This is a genomic window from Pseudonocardia sp. 73-21 (genome assembly GCF_001899645.1).
Taxonomy (GTDB): domain Bacteria; phylum Actinomycetota; class Actinomycetes; order Mycobacteriales; family Pseudonocardiaceae; genus Pseudonocardia.
Genome location: NZ_MKVV01000026.1, coordinates 1 through 17,135 on the forward strand (window position 1 = coordinate 1; position 17,135 = coordinate 17,135).

At 71.2% G+C, this 17,135-nt stretch carries 16 protein-coding genes and 1 tRNA gene; 14 read left to right on the forward strand and 3 right to left on the reverse strand.

Annotated elements, in window-relative coordinates:
* Positions 1–766: 766 nt before the first annotated feature.
* Complete coding sequence (locus BGP03_RS06285; protein WP_296377110.1) at positions 767–946, forward strand: helix-turn-helix domain-containing protein; 180 nt, start codon at positions 767–769, stop codon at positions 944–946.
* Positions 947–1,089: 143 nt separating this feature from the next.
* Here the strand turns inward: BGP03_RS06285 and BGP03_RS06290 are convergent.
* Positions 1,090–1,161: transfer RNA gene (locus BGP03_RS06290), tRNA-Asn, on the reverse strand.
* Between the two features lie 148 nt (positions 1,162–1,309).
* Here BGP03_RS06290 and BGP03_RS06295 point away from each other — a divergent pair.
* From BGP03_RS06295 to BGP03_RS06305, 3 genes are all read left to right on the forward strand, one after another.
* Positions 1,310–1,501, forward strand: coding sequence for a hypothetical protein (locus BGP03_RS06295; RefSeq protein ID WP_296377111.1), 192 nt, complete (start codon positions 1,310–1,312; stop codon positions 1,499–1,501).
* Positions 1,502–1,951: 450 nt separating this feature from the next.
* Positions 1,952–2,326: a hypothetical protein gene (locus tag BGP03_RS06300; protein WP_296377112.1), complete on the forward strand. Its 375-nt coding sequence runs from the start codon at positions 1,952–1,954 to the stop codon at positions 2,324–2,326.
* A gap of 43 nt (positions 2,327–2,369) precedes the next feature.
* Positions 2,370–3,371 (forward strand): cation diffusion facilitator family transporter, encoded by a 1,002-nt coding sequence (locus tag BGP03_RS06305; RefSeq protein WP_296377113.1) that lies wholly within the window; start codon positions 2,370–2,372, stop codon positions 3,369–3,371.
* Between the two features lie 44 nt (positions 3,372–3,415).
* Here BGP03_RS06305 and BGP03_RS06310 read toward each other — a convergent pair whose 3' ends face one another.
* Together BGP03_RS06310 and BGP03_RS06315 are read right to left on the reverse strand one after the other, a co-directional pair.
* Positions 3,416–4,303 (reverse strand): IniB N-terminal domain-containing protein, encoded by an 888-nt coding sequence (locus BGP03_RS06310; protein ID WP_298797589.1) that lies wholly within the window; start codon positions 4,301–4,303, stop codon positions 3,416–3,418.
* 123 nt (positions 4,304–4,426) lie between these two features.
* Positions 4,427–6,538 carry an alpha-galactosidase gene (locus tag BGP03_RS06315; RefSeq protein ID WP_298797588.1) on the reverse strand — a complete coding sequence of 704 codons (2,112 nt, stop codon included), beginning with the start codon at positions 6,536–6,538 and terminating at the stop codon, positions 4,427–4,429.
* A gap of 126 nt (positions 6,539–6,664) precedes the next feature.
* Between BGP03_RS06315 and BGP03_RS06320 the strand changes: the two genes are divergently transcribed.
* The 10 genes from BGP03_RS06320 to BGP03_RS06365 all read left to right on the forward strand — a co-directional run.
* Positions 6,665–8,020: an ABC transporter substrate-binding protein gene (locus BGP03_RS06320; protein WP_296377116.1), complete on the forward strand. Its 1,356-nt coding sequence runs from the start codon at positions 6,665–6,667 to the stop codon at positions 8,018–8,020.
* A 13-nt stretch (positions 8,021–8,033) separates the two neighbouring features.
* On the forward strand, positions 8,034–8,990 hold the full coding sequence (locus BGP03_RS06325; protein WP_298797587.1) for a sugar ABC transporter permease: 957 nt from the start codon (positions 8,034–8,036) through the stop codon (positions 8,988–8,990).
* Complete coding sequence (locus BGP03_RS06330; RefSeq protein ID WP_296377118.1) at positions 8,987–9,871, forward strand: carbohydrate ABC transporter permease; 885 nt, start codon at positions 8,987–8,989, stop codon at positions 9,869–9,871. Before BGP03_RS06325 ends, BGP03_RS06330 begins: the two co-directional genes overlap by 4 nt.
* Positions 9,872–9,885: 14 nt before the next feature.
* Positions 9,886–11,844: a beta-galactosidase gene (locus tag BGP03_RS06335; protein WP_298797586.1), complete on the forward strand. Its 1,959-nt coding sequence runs from the start codon at positions 9,886–9,888 to the stop codon at positions 11,842–11,844.
* A complete protein-coding gene (locus tag BGP03_RS06340) occupies positions 11,844–12,611 on the forward strand; it encodes a DeoR/GlpR family DNA-binding transcription regulator (protein ID WP_298797585.1) in 768 nt (255 codons plus the stop codon). The genes BGP03_RS06335 and BGP03_RS06340 overlap by 1 nt, the downstream gene beginning before the upstream one ends.
* A gap of 109 nt (positions 12,612–12,720) precedes the next feature.
* On the forward strand, positions 12,721–13,791 hold the full coding sequence (gene galT, locus BGP03_RS06345) for a galactose-1-phosphate uridylyltransferase (RefSeq protein WP_298797591.1): 1,071 nt from the start codon (positions 12,721–12,723) through the stop codon (positions 13,789–13,791).
* Between the two features lie 40 nt (positions 13,792–13,831).
* Positions 13,832–14,944, forward strand: coding sequence for a galactokinase (gene galK, locus BGP03_RS06350; RefSeq protein WP_296377121.1), 1,113 nt, complete (start codon positions 13,832–13,834; stop codon positions 14,942–14,944).
* Positions 14,945–15,854: 910 nt separating this feature from the next.
* Positions 15,855–16,238 carry a VOC family protein gene (locus BGP03_RS06355; protein WP_296377163.1) on the forward strand — a complete coding sequence of 128 codons (384 nt, stop codon included), beginning with the start codon at positions 15,855–15,857 and terminating at the stop codon, positions 16,236–16,238.
* On the forward strand, positions 16,238–16,834 hold the full coding sequence (locus tag BGP03_RS06360) for an FMN-binding negative transcriptional regulator (protein ID WP_296377123.1): 597 nt from the start codon (positions 16,238–16,240) through the stop codon (positions 16,832–16,834). Before BGP03_RS06355 ends, BGP03_RS06360 begins: the two co-directional genes overlap by 1 nt.
* A gap of 11 nt (positions 16,835–16,845) precedes the next feature.
* The coding region (locus BGP03_RS06365) for a VOC family protein (RefSeq protein ID WP_299735814.1) at positions 16,846–17,135 on the forward strand (290 nt) is incomplete at its 3' end.

The following is a 17,135-nucleotide window of genomic DNA, read 5'->3' on the forward strand; positions in this document are numbered from 1 at the left end:
TCCTCCCAGCCCCGACCGTCCCGGCCAGGACCGACACGACCGGCTTTTTCAGGAGCGTCCTAGGCGGCCTGCAGCGCAGCGCAACGTCCTCGGCCTGGACCGCCCACCGACGTCGCGGGTCATATGTCCCGGTCCTCGTCCACGCCGGCTGTCAACTCCGGTTGAACCCTGACCCGGCTGGTCCGCGTGGGTTCGAGGGCTTGTCGCAACACTCCTGATCATGAGGGGTGTGCAGATGGTTCGACGTGGACGCAAGCGGCAGCTGGACGTGGAAGCCCGGTACTGGGCCCTGTTGGCGAACGGGATCGGCACCGTCGAGGCGTGCCGCACTCTCGGGATCGGACGCAAGACCGGCTACCGGTCGCCGACCCTCGCCAACAGGGAACGGGCGACCACAAGTCGGACCACTGCCGGCCACTCTGTCGACCACACCTCGACACCGACGATTGGTTCCGGACGCCGCCCGAAGGCCGGCGCCACGGACGGAAGGTGATCACCAATGACTGACCGGACCCGATCTGTGCCGCCGGGCCCATCAGGACGTCGCCGACTACATCGGCATCCCACGCACGACGCACGGCCAACGGCAGCGCCGCACCATCAGTCTTTGGGCCTGCCGGGCCGGCCGGTATCTGCTCTACGCGGACGACAGGCTCCGCGCCTGGTCCAGCGCGCTCCTCTACGGCTCGGCGGCAGCGGTGTCGCGCGCCAGTCTCGGCTGTCAACCGAGCGGCCGATCCGCATGAAGCTGGTGGCCTCAGCAGACGTGCCCGACCGACTCCTGAGCATCGACGACGTCGCCCAGATGCTCCAGATCCCCGTCCAGAGCATCTACAAGCAGCGGTCGGTGGGCACGTTCTGCCCGGCCTACAGGATCGGACGACACCTTCGCTGGCGGCGCGGGGAGCTGCTGAGCTGGCTCGAGTCGAGGAAGGACCCGGTCTGATGCCGAGGCTTGAACAGCGACGACCGTCGGTGCGGCGGACCTGAACTTGATCACGCTGCGACCAGTGCTGAAGTGGATCACAGGAATAAACCAGGAATCGATCACCTGGATCGAGATCATCAGCGGCATCACCGCTGGTAGAGCTCCTCCGACTGGATTCGAACCAGTAACCACTCGATTAACAGTCGAGTGCTCTGCCGTTGAGCTACGGAGGACCGTACGTGCTGCGGGCTGCCCCGCCGACGTGGAGAACTTTAGCGCACCGCCGCACCCCCGTTCGGGCGGGGGCCGCCTGCCCGTGGCGCGGGCGGGCGGCGGCTCGGGCAGGATGGCCCGACGGGCACGAGGGGCTGGGAGGCCACGATGTTGAAGTTCCTGGTGGGAGCAGCCGTCGGCTACGTGCTGGGGGCGAAGGCCGGGCACGAGCGCTACGAGCAGCTCAAGCGCACCTACCAGCGCGTCTCCGACCACCCCGCGGTGCAGGGGGCCGCCGGGGTCGTGCGGGCACGCGTCGAGGAGAAGGTGACGGGCGGCAGCAACGGCCACGCGCGCTGAGCGCGACCGGCCGTTTCCTGCGCGACGTCGCGCCCGACGAGAAGGCCGCGGGCACCGGCTACCCCTTCGACCTGCCGGCCGTCGACGGGCTGCGGCAAGTGGCTGACGCTCGGGCCGGGGGTCACGCGGGTCGAGGTCGTTCGGCTTCTCCACCCGATCGACGGAATCCGCGCTCGGGTCGGCTCTGACGCTCGGCCGGGCGCCGGGCCGGGAACGCAGTTCGTTCTTCCTGCGGGCCGAGTCGTACTACAACGTGGCCACGGAGATCGAGCGCCTCGACAAGGCCGGCGGCCCGCCGCTGCTGCCCGCGTACGGAGGCATGTCCCGCACGAGCGCTCCCACGGCGAGTCGTTCCTCGACCTGCTCACCCACCGCTTCCGGCCGCACGGCCTCTACCTGCTCGACGAGCCGGAGGCCGCGCTCTCGACCCGCGGTGGCACGGCCGCGATCGTGCGCATCCAGGACCTCGTGGACCGGGGTGCGCAGTTCCTGATCGCCACCCGCTCCCCCGTCCCGCTGGCCGTCCCGAACGCCCGGATCATGGCGATCGCGGCCGACGGCACGCTCGACCCGGTGCCCTACGACGACGCCCTCCCGTACGCGCCACCCGCCGCTTCCTCGCCGACCCGGCCGCCGCCGTCCGCGCACTGCTGTCGTAGGTCTGGGCCCGGCGACGCCCGGGCGCCTCGCGCAGCTCCGTGGGGTGCTCCACCGCCTTGCGCACCGTCGGCACGGCGCCGGCCAGCAGCAACGGCACCCTGGGCCCGCTACGCCGAGCTGTTCGACCCCGACCCGGATTCCGACCGGATGACCACCGCCGCCTGAGGTCAGCCTTACACATGCAGAAGTCTGCATGTATGGTGGCGGCGTGAGCGACGCACACGGGCACGGCCACGGGGGTCACGGCCACGGCCACGGCATGACGGCCGACACCGACCGGCGCTGGCTGGGCATCGCGCTGGCACTGATCCTCGGGTTCATGGCCGTCGAGGTGGTCGTCGGCATCGCCGCGCAGTCGCTGGCCCTGATCTCCGACGCCGCCCACATGCTCACCGACGCCGCCTCGATCGTGCTGGCCCTGATCGCGATGCGGCTGGCCGCGCGGCCCGCCCGGGGCTCCTACACGTTCGGGCTCAAGCGCACCGAGATCCTCTCGGCCCAGGCCAACGGCCTCACGCTGCTGCTGCTCGCGGCCTGGCTCACCTACGAGGCGGTCAGGCGGCTGATCGACCCGCCGGAGGTCGAGGGCGGGCTCGTGCTCGTCACGGCGCTGGTGGGGATCGTGGTCAACGTGGCCGCGGCCTGGGCCATCAGCCACGCCAACCGTTCCAGCCTCAACGTCGAGGGCGCGTTCCAGCACATCCTCAACGACCTCTACAGCTTCATCGCCACCGCCGTGGCCGGTGCCGTCGTGCTGCTCACCGGGTTCGCCCGCGCCGACGCCATCGCGTCGCTGATCGTGGTCGGGCTGATGGTCAAGGCGGGCGTGGGCCTCGTGCGCCAGTCGGGGCGGATCTTCCTGGAGGCCTCCCCCGCCGGCATCGACCCGGACGTCGTGGGTGACCGCCTGGTCTCGTTCGGGCAGGTGGACGAGGTGCACGACCTGCACGTCTGGGAGATCACCTCCGGCGAGGTGGCCCTCTCCGCCCACGTGCTCGTCGAGCGGGGCGCCGACTGCCACTCCCTGCGCCGCGACCTCGAGCTCGCGCTGGCCGGCGACTACGGCATCACCCACACCACGCTGCAGGTCGACCACGCGGCCACGCACGCCGCGCCCGTCCCGGTGGACGTCACGGTGCTACCGATGGCTCCCGGCCACTGCAGGCAGAGCCACGGCCCGGTGCACCGCGAGGAGCCGCACGCGCACTAGCGAGCCCCCGCCCGGGAGGGGAGGGGGCTCGCGGGGTGCGCAGGTCAGGCCGGCAGGTCGGCCATGGCGTGGTCCGGGACGGCGTGGTCCGGGACGTGGACCTCGACGTCGGGGTGGATGTCGGCGTCGGTGTGGACGTCGACGCCGTGGCCGAAGTCGTCGTGGTTGAACGAGTGGTCGATGCTGTGGTCGCTCGAGTCGTTGCCCGAGTTGTTCACGGAGTTGTCGGTGTTCGTGTTGCCGGAGTCGTGGACCGAGTTGTCGGAGTTGTCGACCGTCGTGTCGCCGCCCGAGCCGAACGCGCCGCCGGCACCGACGTGGACGTCGCCGCCGACCGTCGTGGTGGTGGCGTCGCCGGACCCGAACGCCGTGGTGTTGTGGTCGCCGGTCACGGCCTGGTTGTGGTCGCCGACCACGTTGCCGTCGCCCTTGACGTTGCCGTCGCCGACCTGGTTGTTGTCGCCCGTGGTGATCGGCGAGTTGCTGACGTCGCCGCTCACCGCGACGGCGCCGTCACCGGAGGCGGTCGCGGAGTGGTTGTCGATGTCCTGGTCGAAGTTGCCGCCGTGGGTGTCGATCTGCTGGTTCACCGAGTTGTCGACCGTGGTGTCGCGGTCGTCGATGTAGTTGTTGGTGACGTAGTTGTTCAGGTACTGCGCGGCGGCCTCGTGGGACGCGGCGGGCGTCGCGTAGTCGTGGTGGACGGGCGGGGGCGGGGCCGAGTAGCCGATGCTGTTGTGGCCCGTGTCGTAGCTGCGGCTGAAGTCGGCGTGCTGGCTGTCGTCCTCCGCGAGGATCAGGGCGTCGTGGATGTCGGCGGGGCTGACCCCGTCGAGGCCGGCGTCGTGCAAGGTGCCCTGCGGGTCCTGGGCGAAGTCCTGACGCAGCTCGTCGTTGCCGAGCAGGTTCTTGATGAAGTCGAGAAGAGTCATGGTCATCAGCTCCGGGGTTCGGGGGCCGGCGTGTTCCGGCGATGGGGAAAATCTAGGGATCTCCCCAGGTCAGCGGACTCCCCGCGACGGCCTCCTCCCCCTGGTCGCTCCGGCAGGCTCTCCTTACCGGACGGCAACCGCGTGCAGCAGCACCGCGTGGTCGGGGTGCAGCAGCGGCGGCGCGAGCCCCACCCGGGTGAGCACACTGCCCGGGAGCTCGACGCCCTTCTCCAGCCACGGGGTCTGCGCCCGCGCCGACGACGGGACCTCGCCGCGGGCCTGCACGCGGTAGGTCCGGGCGGGGTCGAGGCCGGGCAGCAGCAGCCGTGGCGGGATCACGTCGACGGTGGACGCGAGCCGCACGTAGGCGTAGATCCCCTGGTCTGCACCCACGACGCCGTGCAGCAGTGCCCCCTCCCCGGGATCGTCGACGCGCACCGTCCGGCCGGAGTGCAGCACCCCGCGCAGCTCCTTGTAGAGCGCGGCCCACTCGCGCAGCCGGTCCAGCTCGTCGTCGGAGCAGGTGGTGATGTCCCACTCGATGCCCGCGTGTCCGAACAGCGAGCTGACCAGCCGGAACGACAGGGCGCTGGCGCGACCGGTGGTGTGGGAGACCGGCGCGCCGACGTGCCCGCCGACCAGCTCCGGCGGCAGGAGCAGGCCCGTCCAGCGCTGGATGGCCTGGCGTTCCACGGGATCCGTGCAGTCCGAGGCCCAGATCCGGTCGGTACGCGCGAGCGTCGCGAGGTCCGAGCGTCCGCCCCCGGACGCGCAGGACTCGATCTCCAGGTCGGGGTGGCGGGCCCGCAGCTCGTCCCACAGCCGGTGCAGCGCCTCGGTCTGCACGTGGGCGCCCGGACGGCCGTCGTGGACGGGTTCGGACAGGTCGCGGTTGTGGTCCCACTTGATCGCGTCCAGCGCGTACTCGGTGCACAGCGTGTCGATCTGCCCGAGGACGTGGGCGTAGGCGCCGGGGTTGGCCAGGTCGATGACGTACTGGTGGCGCGCCGTGCGCGGGAGCCGGCCGGGGGCGGCGAGCACCCAGTCCGGGTGGGCGCGGGCCACCTCGGAGTCCAGCGAGATCATCTCGGGCTCGAACCACAGCCCGAACTGCATGCCGAGGCCCCGCACGTGGTCCGCGAGGGGGTGCAGACCGTCCGGCCACACGTCCGGGTCGACGACCCAGTCCCCCAGTCCGCTGGTGTCGTCGCGGCGGCCGAGGAACCAGCCGTCGTCCAGCACGTAGCGCTCGACGCCCAGCGCGGCCGCGCGGTCGGCGAGCGCGGTGAGCCGGGCGAGGTCGTGGTCGAAGTAGACGGCCTCCCACACGTTGAGCGTCAGCGGCCGCGGCGACGACGGGTGGCCCGGCCGCGCACGGACGTGCTCGTGCAGCCGCGCCGAGAGCCCGTCGAGGCCCTCGTCGGACCAGGCCGCGAGCAGCGTCGGCGCGGTGTAGGCCTCGCCCGGGGCGAGCACGATCTCACCGGGCTCGACGAGCTCGCCGCCGCCCAGCACGGCGAAGCCCTCGGGCACCCGCTCGACGAGGTGCACGGAGTTGCCGCCGCACGCGACGTGCACGCCCCACACCTCGCCGTGGCCGAACCCGAACCCGGGGGTGCCCGCCACGAGCAGCGGTGTGGCGTCGTGTCCGGGTCGGCCCCGCCAGGACTCCCGCGCACGGATTCCGACATGCACCTGTGACCTCTGCGGTGAGTGCTCCCGGCACCACCGGCCGGTGAGGTCCAGCAGCTCCCCCGCGCGGGAGGGAACGGGCAGCACCGGGGTGAGGCCCGCGAGTACATATTCCTCCCCTCCCCGGTTACTCAACGTGACATCGGTCGTCAGGACCCCGGACGGTTCGAGCACCAGCGCCAGGTCCAGCCCCAGGCCCGCCTCGGCGTCGCGGGCCGCGACCCGGACCGTTGTCGGCGTGACGTCGTGGGAGGCGACCGACCAGCGCGGATAGGGCACGCGCCCCTGTCCACGGACCGCGGCGCGGCCGGGCCAGCCGTCGGCGGCACCCGGGAGCACCGTCAGGGGCCAGGGAGCGTCGACGGTGCCGGGCGGGACGCCGGGCTCCAGCGCCGCGACGACTGCGGGGAGTGACGTGTCCGGAAGATCCACATCGGCCCCCCAGTGCAGGATCCGGGGCAGTCCCGGGCCGCTCAGATCGAGCAGGACGGCGGTGCCGCCAGCCCGCAGGACGGCCGTCTCGATGTTGGAACTTGTTGGCATGTGCTCGGCTCCCCTGTTGGACGTTGTTGGAAAGTATTGACTCTTTCGGGGTCGTGCGCCATCGTTCCTTCACCTCGCGGTCACACCCGCACAGCACATCCTGACTTGATCTCCAATGGAGGCGACATGTCCCGACCCTCGACCGAGGCCCAGTACCTGGCCGGGCTCACCCCCGCGTCGGTGGCGGCTACCCGCCTGGGGCGCCGTTCGCTGCTCAAGAGCGCCGTCGCGGGCGCCGGGCTCCTCGGGGCCACCGGCCTCCTGGCGGCCTGCGGGTCGGGCGGGGGCAGCGCCGGCGCCGCCGATGTGGCCAACGCGAGCGGCGCGCTGTCGTTCGGGTCCAACCAGTCCGACGCCACGCCGAAGGCGGCGTACGAGGCGCTGGTGAAGGGCTTCAACGACCCGGCCATCCAGATCACCACGAACACGGTCGACCACAACACGTTCCAGGAGAACATCAACAACTACCTGCAGGGTCAGCCCGACGACGTGTTCACGTGGTTCGCCGGCTACCGCATGCAGTTCTTCGCCCAGCAGGGCCTCGCCGGCGACATCTCCGACGTCTGGTCGGGCATCCAGGGCGACTCCGACGCCCTGAAGAAGGCCTCCACCGCCGCCGACGGCAAGCAGTACTTCGTGCCGTTCGACTACTACCCCTGGGCGGTCTACTACCGGCCCAGCGTCTTCGCGGCCAAGGGCTACCAGGTGCCCAAGACCCTCGACGAGTACGTCGCGCTCGGCGCCCAGATGCAGAAGGACGGCCTCACCCCGATCGCCTTCGGCGACAAGGACGGCTGGCCCGCGATGGGCACGTTCGACCAGCTCAACCTGCGGATCAACGGCTACCAGTTCCACGTCGACCTGATGGCCGGCAAGGAGGCGTGGGACTCGGCGAAGGTCAAGACCGTGTTCGACACCTGGAAGCGCATCCTGCCGCTGCACCAGGCCGACTCGCTGGGTCGCACCTGGCAGGAGGCCGCGCAGAGCCTGCAGCAGAAGAAGTCGGGCACCTACGTGCTGGGCATGTTCCTCGGCCAGCAGTTCACGAAGGGCGCCGACCAGGACGACCTGGACTTCTTCACCTTCCCCGAGATCGACTCGAACATCGGCACCACCGCCGTCGAGGCTCCCATCGACGGCTTCATGATGGCGGCGCGGCCGAAGAACGAGGCCGCGGCCAAGAAGTTCCTGTCCTACCTGGCCACGCCGCAGGCCCAGGGCATCTACGTCAAGTCCGACCCCACCGTCGTCGCCGCGAACTCGGGCGCCGACACCTCGGGCTACACGAAGCTGCAGAAGAAGGCCGTGGAGTTCGTGGCGGGCGCCAAGGAGATCTCGCAGTTCATGGACCGCGACACGCGCCCCGACTTCGCCTCCACCGTCATGATCCCGGCGATCCAGTCGTTCATCAAGAACCCCAACGACATCGACGGCCTGACGAAGAGCATCGAGAGCCAGAAGAAGACCATCTTCACCAGCTGACGGGGCCGGGACAATGACCGCACAATCCGAGATCGCGCCTGCCCGCGCCGCCGATCCCCCACCTGACAAGCCCCGGCGCGCCCGCAACCAGAAGGTGCACAAGCTGACCCGCACGGACCTCATCGTCGTGTCGGTGATGGTGGCGGTGCCGACGCTGCTCGTGCTCGTGCTCGTCTGGTTCCCGGCCGTCGCCACCGTCGCGCTGTCGTTCACGAACTGGAACGGCATCGGTGCGCTGAGCAGCATCAAGGCCATCGGCGCCGACAACTACACCAACGTGGCCACGAACTACCCGCCGTTCTGGCCGGCGCTGCAGCACAACCTGCTGTGGCTCGCCGTGCTGTTCGTCGTGGCCACGCCGTTCGGGATGTTCCTGGCCGTGCTGCTGGACAAGGAGATCAAGGGCAGCCGCGTCTACCAGACGGCGTTCTACCTGCCGGTGATCATGAGCCTCGCCCTCGTCGGCTTCGTCTGGCAGCTGATCTACTCCCGCGACCAGGGCATCCTGAACGCGGTGCTCGGCACGCAGATCGACTGGTACGGCGACTCCAGCATCAACCTGTGGGCAGCTCTGGTGGCCGCCAGCTGGAAGCACGTCGGCTACATCATGCTTCTGTACCTGGCGGGTCTGAAGGCGGTGGACCCGTCGCTGCGCGAGGCCGCCATGATCGACGGCGCGAACGAGCGGCAGGCGTTCTTCCGGGTGATCTTCCCGGTGATGCGGCCGATCAACATCATCGTCCTGGTGATCACGGTGATCGAGGCGCTGCGCGCGTTCGACCTGGTCTACGTCATCAACAAGGGCCGCAACGGCCTGGAGACGATCGCCACGCTCGTCACCCAGAACGTGGTGGGTGAAGCGAGCCGCGTCGGCTTCGGCTCCGCCATGGCGACGATCATGCTGGTCATCAGCTCGATCTTCGTGGCGATCTACCTGACCATCGTGATGCGAGAGGAGAGGCAGAAGTGACGGATCTGGCTGTCAGACCGGCCCGGGTGTGGCCGAAACCGCCCCGCATCGTCCTGCACGCCTTCCTCGTGATCGTGTCACTCGGGTGGATCTTCCCCATCGCGTGGGCCATCTACAACTCGTTCCGCGACTACTCCTACACCGCCCAGAACGGCTACGTGTCGTTCGGCGGGTTCACCATCAAGAACTACCTGAACGCCTGGACGCAGGGCGACTTCGGGATCCACTTCTGGAACTCGCTCGTCATCACCGCCCCGGCCGTGATCGTCACGCTGTTCCTGGCCTGCTGCGTGGGGTTCGTGCTCTCGCGCTTCTCGTTCAGGTTCAACCTCTCGTTGCTGGCGATCTTCCTGGCCGCGAACCTGCTGCCGCCGCAGTCGCTGCTCATCCCGGTCTACCGGATGTTCCGGTCGACCGAGCTGCCGTTCTGGCTCAGCGACTCGGGCTCGCTGCTGAACTCGCCCATCGGCGTCATCCTGATGAACATCGCCTTCCAGCTCGGCTTCTGCACGTTCGTGCTGAGCAACTACATGAAGACGATCCCGAACGAGATCTACGAGTCGGCGCGGGTCGACGGCGCGAGCGTCACGCGCCAGTTCTTCCAGCTCACGCTGCCGCTGTGCCGGCCGCCGCTGGCCGCGCTGGCGACGCTGCAGGTCACGTGGGTCTACAACGAGTTCTTCTGGGCCGTCGTGCTGATCCAGCGCGGTGACAAGCTCCCGATCACGAGCTCGCTGGGCAACCTGCAGGGTCAGTTCTTCACCGACTACAACCTGCTCTCGGCCGGGTCGGTGCTGGTCATGCTGCCCGTTCTGATCATCTTCTTCGCGCTGCAGAAGCAGTTCGTCTCCGGTCTGACGTTGGGAGCGACCAAGGGATGAGCCATCGCCCTTCCATGACACTGCCGTTCGATGGCATCGCCCTCGGCTGCGACTACAACCCCGAGCAGTGGCCGCGCTCGGTGTGGCCCGAGGACATCGCACTCATGCAGGAGGCCGGCGTCGGCTTCGTGACGCTCGGCGTCTTCTCCTGGGCGAAGCTGGCGCCGACCCCCGACACCTGGGACTTCGGCTGGTTCGACGAGATCGTCGGTCTGCTCCACGAGGGCGGCATCGCGATCGACATGGCGACGGCCACGGCGGCACCCCCGCCGTGGCTGACCGCCGCCCACCCCGAGATCCTCACCGTCGACGCGGCCGGGCACACGCTCTGGCCGGGCAGCCGCCAGTCGTGGTGCCCGAGCTCGCCGGTCTTCCGGACCTACGCGCTCGAGCTCGTCCGGACGATGGCGCAGCGCTACGGCGACCACCCGGCCGTGCGGCTCTGGCACGTGTCCAACGAGCTGGGCTGCCACAACGGCCGGTGCTGGTGCGACGTCAGCGCGGCGGCGTTCCGGGTGTGGCTCTCCGACCGGTACGGCGACATCGAGAAGCTCAACGACGCCTGGGGCACCGCCTTCTGGAGCCAGCACTACACGTCGTTCGAGGAGGTGCTGCCGCCGCGGATCACGCCGGCGGTGCCCAACCCGACGCACGAGCTGGACTTCGCCCGCTTCTCCTCCGACGAGCTGCTCGACTACCACCGCGCCGAGCGCGACGTGCTGCGCGACGTCTCACCCGACGTGCCCATCACCACGAACTTCATGGTCAGCTCCCACCAGTCCGAACAGGACTACTTCGCGTGGGCGCCGGACATGGACGTCGTCAGCCAGGACCACTACCTCGACCACCGGCTCCCGCACATCCACGCGGAGCAGGCGTTCACCGACGACCTCACCCGGGGCGTCGCGGGAGGGGAGCCGTGGCTGCTGATGGAGTCGGCCACCTCGGCGGTGAACTGGCAGCCCGTCAACCTGGCGAAGCGGCCCGGTGAGCTGCTGCTCGACTCGCTGCAGCACGTCGCCCGCGGGGCCGACGGCGTCGCGTTCTTCCAGTGGCGCGCCTCGCGGGCCGGCGGGGAGAAGTTCCACTCCGCGCTCGTCCCCCACGCGGGCCGGGACTCGGTGAAGTTCCGCGAGGTCGTGGAGCTGGGCGCGGCGCTGAAGAAGATCGGTGACGTGGCCGGCAGCCGCGTGCGGGCCGACGTCGCGGTGCTGTGGGACTGGAACGCCTGGTGGGCCTGCGATCTGGGCAGCCACCCCAGCGGCGAGCTGCACTACATCGACGCCGTGCACCGCTGGCACTCCGCGGTCACCGACCTGGGTGCGACGGCCGACGTCGTGCACCCGGAGTCGGACCTGTCCGGCTACAAGCTGGTGGTCGTCCCGACGCTGTACCTGGTCTCCGACGCCGTGGCCCCCGCGCTGCAGGCCGTCGCCGACCGCGGGGGGCACGTGCTCGTCACGTACTTCTCCGGGATCGTCGACGAGGCCGACCACATCCGCCTCGGCGGCTACCCGGGAGCGTTCCGGGAGCTGCTGGGAGTGCGGTCGGAGGAGTTCGCGCCGCTGGCCCCGGGCGCGGGTGTGACGCTCGACGACGGGTCGCACGCCGATCTGTGGACGGAGCTGCTCACCACCACCGACGCGTCCGTCGTCGCCTCCTACGCCGACGGCCCGCTGCCCGGCACGCCGGCGATCACCCGCAACGGGACGGCCTGGTACGTGGCCACCCGGCTCGACGAGCAGGCCACCGCGGCACTCGCCGAGCGGATCGCGACCGAGGCGGGCGTGACGCGCGCGGGCTCTCCCGGCGTCGAGGTCGTACGCCGCGGGGAGTACCTGTTCGTGCTCAACCGGACGAACGCCGACGTGGCGGTGCCCGCCACCGGTACCGAGCTGCTGTCCGGGACCAGCTGTAACGGTACGGTCACGGTAGTCGCAGGTGCCGCGGCTGTGGTGCAGGAAGGGACCTGATGCTCGCCCGCCAACGCCAGGAGCTGATCCTCGACGAGGTGCGCACCACCGGCGGTGCGCGGGTCTCCGAGCTCGTCGAGCGCCTCGGCGTGTCCGACATGACCGTGCGTCGCGACATCGACGTACTGGCCGCCCGTGGCCTCGTCACGCGGGTGCACGGCGGGGCCACGGTCGCCGGCAGCAGCGTCGACGAGCCCGGGTTCGTCGCCAAGTTGGGGCTGCACACGGCGGCGAAACAGGCCATTGCGGCGGCGGCGGCCAACCTCATCGAGCCGGGGGCGTCGGTGGCGCTGTCGGCGGGCACCACCACGCACGCCGTCGCGAGTGCGCTGCTCGGGGTGCCGCGGCTGACCGTCGTCACCAACTCGCTGCGGGTGGCCGAGGTGCTGCACGAGTCGGGCCGCGACGACCTCTCGGTGATCCTCACCGGCGGTGAGCGCACGCCGTCGGACGCGCTGGTGGGGCCGATCGCCGTGGCCGCGCTGCGCCGGCTGCACGTGGACTGGCTGCTCATGGGGGTGCACGGGATGGACGCCGAGGCCGGCTTCACCACCCCGAACCTCGTGGAGGCCGAGACGAACAGGGCCCTCGTGGCCAGTGCCCGGCGGGTCGCCGTCGTGGCCGACAACTCGAAGTGGGGGGTGGTGGGGTTGAGCACGATCGCGACCCTGGGCGAGGTGGACGTCGTCGTCAGCGACGACCAGCTGGAGCCCGATGCGCGCAAGGTCCTGGAGAGCAGCTGCGGACGGGTGGTGCTGGCGGCGTGACCACGATGCGCGGCTCCGCCGCCCGTGCGCGGATAACAGTGTTCCCACCCGGATTTACGCGCACGACCGAAGGGACCGGCACGTGAACGTCCGGCGCACACAGGCCCGCATGGCCGACGGCCGCGAGCTCTTCTACTTCGACGACGTCACCACCGACCGCGAGGTGCTGCCCGACACCCGCGACCTGCCCGTCGTCGAGCACGCGTCCACCATGCGCTTCGACGTGCTCACCGGCGAGTGGGTCACCATCGCCGCGCACCGGCAGAACCGCACCTACCTCCCGCCCGCCGACCACTGCCCGCTCGACCCCACCCGCCCCGGCCACGAGCCCACGGAGATCCCGGCCGCCGACTACGACGTGGTGGTGTTCGAGAACCGCTTCCCCTCGTTCGCGCGGACCACCGCCGACGTCGAGCCGAACGTCGACGGCAACCCGCTGTGGCCGCAGCGCCCGGCCAACGGGCGCTGCGAGGTCGTCTGCTTCACCAGCGACCACAACGCGTCGTTCGGCTCGCTGCCCGTGTCGCGGGTGCGCACCGTCATCGAGGCGTGGGCCGACCGCACCGCCGAGCTCTCGGCCATGCCCGGCATCGAGCAGGTGTTCCCGTTCGAGAACCGCGGCCAGGAGATCGGGGTGACGCTGCAGCACCCGCACGGCCAGATCTACGGCTACCCCTTCGTCACCCCGCGCACGGCGTCGTTGATCACCAGGGCGGGCGCACACCGCCAGCGCACCGGCCGCGACCTCATGGGCGACGTGCTCGACGCCGAGCGCAAGGCCGGCACCCGCGTCGTCATCGACGGGGAGCACTGGACCGCGTTCGTGCCGGCCGCGGCCCGCTGGCCGGTGGAGGCCCACCTCGTGCCGCACCGGGCGGTACCCGACATGACCGCCCTGGACGACGCCGAGCGCGACGAGCTGGCCGTGGTCTACCGCGAGCTGCTGCAGCGCCTCGAGCACTACTTCGGCGAGCCGTCGGAGCTGCCCTACATCGCCGGCTGGCACCAGGCACCCGTCCACACCGGACGCGACCTCACCCGCCTGCACCTGCAGCTGTTCTCCCTGCGCCGGGCGCCCGGGAAGCTCAAGTACCTGGCGGGGTCGGAGTCGGGCATGGCGGCGTGGGTCAACGACGCGGCGCCGGAGCAGATCGCGGAGAGGCTGCGAGGCGCTGTATGACCCGGCGGACCACCGCCCCACCGGTCGAGGAGCACGGGGCATGACGGGTTTCCGGAACCTGTTCGACCGCGAACCGGACGGCCGCTGGGCCGCTCCGGGGCGCGTCAACCTGATCGGCGAGCACGTCGACTACGCCGAGGGCCTCTGCCTCCCGTTCGCGATCGCGGAGCGCACGGTGGTGGAGGTGGGCGCCCGCACGGACGGCCGCGTCCGGCTGCAGAGCGCGGCCGAGGGCGAGGGCTGGGAGGGCGCGCTCGACGCGATCGGCCCGGGCTCGCCCGCGGGCTGGGCCGGCTACGCCGCCGGGGTGCTGTGGGCGCTGCGCGAGGCCGGGCACTCGGTCGGCGGGATCGACCTGCTGGTCAGCGAGACCGTGCCGCTGGGGGCGGGCCTGTCGTCCTCGGCGGCGCTGGAGTGCGCGACGGCGCTGGCCGTCAACGACCTGTTCGGCCTGGCGCTCGACCGCCGCGAGCTGGCGGCCGCCTGCATCCGCGCCGAGAACGACGTGGTGGGCGCGTCGACGGGCGGGATGGACCAGGCCGCGTCGCTGCTGTCCACCGCCGGGCACGCGCTGCTGCTCGACACCCGCGATGGCTCCACACGCCAGGTCCCCTTCGCCCCCGCCGACGACGGCCTGCGCGTGCTGGTGATCGACACCCGCGTCCGGCACCACCTGGCCGACGGGCAGTACGGCGAGCGCCGGGCCGCGGTGGAGAAGGCGGCGGCGACGCTCGGGCTGCACAGCCTGCGCGACGCCACGCTGCGCGACCTGGACGCCCTCGACGGCGAGCCGCTGCGCCGGGCGCGGCACGTCGTCACGGAGATCGCGCGGGTCCGCGAGGCGGTCGCACTGCTCGACGACGGCCGCCTGCAGGACATCGGCCCGCTGCTCGACGCGTCGCACACGTCGCTGGCGAAGGACTTCGAGGTCTCCTGCCGCGAGCTGGACCTGGCCTGTGAGACCGCCCGCGCCTCGGGCGCGTTCGGGGCGCGGATGGTCGGGGGTGGCTTCGGCGGCTCGGCGATAGCGCTGGTCCCGGTGAGCCGGGTGGACGACGTGGCGACGAGCGTCCGCGACGCCTTCACGGCGGAGGGCCTGAGGCAGCCCGAGATCCGGAGAGCGGACCCGTCAGAGGGCGCCCACCGCCTCTGACCACCCCGCGAGTCGGCGGTTCCAAGCCCGCGAGTCGGCAGTTTTCGGTGCGCGAGTCGGCAGTTTCAGCGCGCGCTCGACGACGCACGGACGCCGCTCGTCCGCGAGCAGGTGCCCCCACGGGCGGGTCGGGTCGCCGTCGGGCGTGATCAGGGAGGCGGGGACGATGTGCGGCGGCGCGGGCTGGGCGCGGCGCCGGGCTCCGATCTCGATCACCCGGCCATGATGGGCAACTCACGCGCGACCCGGCCACCCGGTTGTCTAGGGTCGCCCGGTGCCCGTCACCGCCGATGATGTCCTCGCCGCCGTCGCCTCCGCCGTCACCGCCCTGCGCGCCGGCGCCGACCGCGACTGGTGGGCCCCCGCGGGTGACCTCGAGTGGAGCTGCTGGGAGACAGTCGAGCACATCGCCGACGACCTGGTCTTCTACGGCGCCCAGCTCGGCGCGCCCGGCTACCGGACCTATCTGCCCCTGGAGGCTGCGGCGCGCACTCCCGGCGGTGAGGAGAACGCCATCCGCTCGGATCCCGCCGCCGGGCCGGAGGGTCTGTTCGCGGTGCTGACGGCGTCGGGAGCCCTGCTCGCCGCGATCGTGCAGGTGACCCCGCCCGGCGTCACCGGCCACCACGCCTTCGGACGCGCCGACGCGGAGGCCTCCGCCGCGATGGGCGTGCTCGAGACGCTGGTGCACACCCACGACGTGGCGCAGGGCCTGCGCGTGCCGTTCGACCCGGACCCCGGCCTCTGTGCGCGGGTGCTGGCGCGGTTGTTCCGTGACGTCGGGCCGGCCGCCGACCCGTGGACGACGCTGCTCTGGGCGTGCGGGCGGATCGCGCTGCCCGACCGGCCGCGCCGGGCCGACGGCTGGCGCTGGGACAACGCCCCTCGCGACCCGCGCCCGGCCCAGCGGATCGGGCTCGTCACGCTCGTCGTCCCCGACTACGACGCGGCGATCGCCTTCTACGTCGACGCGCTGGGGTTCGCGCTCGTCGACGACACGGCGCTGGGCGACGGGAAGCGGTGGGTGGTGGTCGCACCGCCGGGTGGCACCGGGGCGTCGTTGCTCCTCGCGCAGGCCGCCGGACCCGAGCAGGAGGCCCGCATCGGCGACCAGACCGGCGGTCGCGTGGCCCTGTTCCTGTCCACGTCGGACTTCGCGGCCGACCACGCCCGCATGCTCGCCGCGGACGTCACGTTCCTGGAGGAGCCGCGCCACGAGCCCTACGGATCGGTGGCGGTGTTCGCCGATCCCTTCGGCAACCGGTGGGACCTCGTCGAGCACCGGATCGCCTGATGTACGTGCCCGCGCACTTCGCCGCCGACGACATCAGCGAGTTGCTCGCCCGACCGCAGGCCGCCGACCTGGTGACGATGACCGAGGACGGCCTGGTCGCGACGTTCCTGCCGTTCCTCCACGACGGCGGTTCCCTGCTCGGGCACGTCGCCCGCAACAACGACCACTGGTCGCGGCCCGTCATCGGGGAGGCGATGGTGATCGTCCACGGCCCCGACGCGTACGTCTCGCCCGGCTTCTACCCGTCGAAGGCCGAGCACGGCCGCGTGGTGCCGACGTGGAACTACCTGACCGCCCACGTCTACGGGGAGTTGCGCATCCACGACGACGTCGAGTGGCTGGACGCGTTGGTGCGACGGTTGACCGACCTGCACGAGGCGGCCGAGCCGACGCCGTGGTCGGTGGACGACGCCCCGCCCGCGTTCGTGGCCGGACAGCTGCGCGCGATCGTCGGGGTGGAGCTCGTGATCTCCCGCATCGAGGCGAAGCTCAAGATGAGCCAGAACCGGCCGGCCGCGGACGTGGACGGGGTGGTCGCGGGCCTGGAGGCGCGGGGGGACCACGTCGCCGCCGCTGCGGTGCGGGCTGCGAACTAACGTGGGCCCGCGTGAGCGATCTCGACTCCCCCGTCCCGCGGTTCCACCTGGCCGTACCGGTCGACGACCTCGACGCGGCCCGCCGCTTCTACGGTGACGTGCTCGGCCTGGAGCAGGGCCGCAGCAGCGACATCTGGGTGGACTGGAACCTGCACGGCCACCAACTGGTCACGCACCTGGCGCCCGGCCGGCCCGAGCAGGTCCACAACCCGGTCGACGGCCACGACGTGCCGGTGCCGCACTTCGGCCTGATCCTGACCGTCCCCCGGTTCCAGGAGCTGGCCGGGCGGCTGCGCGCGGC

Bases quoted from the DNA above. Each gene is read 5' to 3' on its own strand.
- BGP03_RS06315 (WP_298797588.1), bottom strand. From the start codon at position 6,538: ATGCCAACAAGTTCCAACATCGAGACGGCCGTCCTGCGGGCTGGCGGC.
- BGP03_RS06340 (WP_298797585.1), top strand. From the start codon at position 11,844: ATGCTCGCCCGCCAACGCCAGGAGCTGATCCTCGACGAGGTGCGCACC.
- BGP03_RS06295 (WP_296377111.1), top strand. From the start codon at position 1,310: ATGTTGAAGTTCCTGGTGGGAGCAGCCGTCGGCTACGTGCTGGGGGCG.
- galT (WP_298797591.1), top strand. From the start codon at position 12,721: ATGGCCGACGGCCGCGAGCTCTTCTACTTCGACGACGTCACCACCGAC.
- galK (WP_296377121.1), top strand. From the start codon at position 13,832: ATGACGGGTTTCCGGAACCTGTTCGACCGCGAACCGGACGGCCGCTGG.
- BGP03_RS06360 (WP_296377123.1), top strand. From the start codon at position 16,238: ATGTACGTGCCCGCGCACTTCGCCGCCGACGACATCAGCGAGTTGCTC.
- BGP03_RS06335 (WP_298797586.1), top strand. From the start codon at position 9,886: ATGACACTGCCGTTCGATGGCATCGCCCTCGGCTGCGACTACAACCCC.
- BGP03_RS06320 (WP_296377116.1), top strand. From the start codon at position 6,665: ATGTCCCGACCCTCGACCGAGGCCCAGTACCTGGCCGGGCTCACCCCC.
- BGP03_RS06310 (WP_298797589.1), bottom strand. From the start codon at position 4,303: ATGACTCTTCTCGACTTCATCAAGAACCTGCTCGGCAACGACGAGCTG.
- BGP03_RS06325 (WP_298797587.1), top strand. From the start codon at position 8,034: ATGACCGCACAATCCGAGATCGCGCCTGCCCGCGCCGCCGATCCCCCA.